General features: G+C 66.4%; 1 pseudogene. It reads right to left on the bottom strand.

What is annotated here, in order from left to right:
* A pseudogene (locus QZH66_RS17815) lies at nucleotides 1-661 on the bottom strand (hypothetical protein); the annotation flags it as partial.

Raw genomic sequence — 661 nt, forward strand, 5'->3', positions numbered from 1 at the left:
ATCGAAGGTGGCGGCATTCAACTGCGCCACGTTCACCGCATCGGTATCTTCCGTGCCCGCAGCGACATTGGTGATCTGCCGCTCGTTGCCGACATCACCGACCGACACCGTGTTGTCGCGTTCGGCTACCGAGTTCGCGCCAAGGGCGACGCTGTTGCTGGCCACCGCCTCGGAATTGGCTCCCAACGCCGTGCTGTCCGCCCCCAGACTGGTGCTGTAATAACCCAACGCCGTGCTGTTGATTCCGCTGGCCCAGCTCTCGGCCCCGATAGCGCTGGCATTGGCGCCCGGTGCGTAGGCGAAATAGCCCAGCGCCGTGGCTTCAATCCCGGACGCTTCGCTCAAGGCACCGGAGGCCAGCGCATAGTCGCCGGACGCGATGGCGCCGGCACCTACCGCTGTGGACACCTCGCCGCTGGCTTGGGTATCCACGAAAAAGCCCCAACCCGGAATCAGGTCCGCAGGGCCGCCAATGGCGACACTGCTGGTGCCGGTGGCCGCGCTCTGCGTACCGATTGAAGTGCTGTAGTCCCCGGTGGCATTGGCCACCGCGCCAAACGCGGAGGATTGCGCACCGGATGCAAAGGCACCGACACCCGTGGCCGTGGCGGCAAAGCCGTCGGCGCTGGCACTGGCACCCAGCGCGGTTCCGCCAATCCCG

Origin of the sequence: Stenotrophomonas sp. YIM B06876, assembly GCF_030711595.1 — a bacterium.
Classification (GTDB): Bacteria; Pseudomonadota; Gammaproteobacteria; order Xanthomonadales; family Xanthomonadaceae; genus Stenotrophomonas.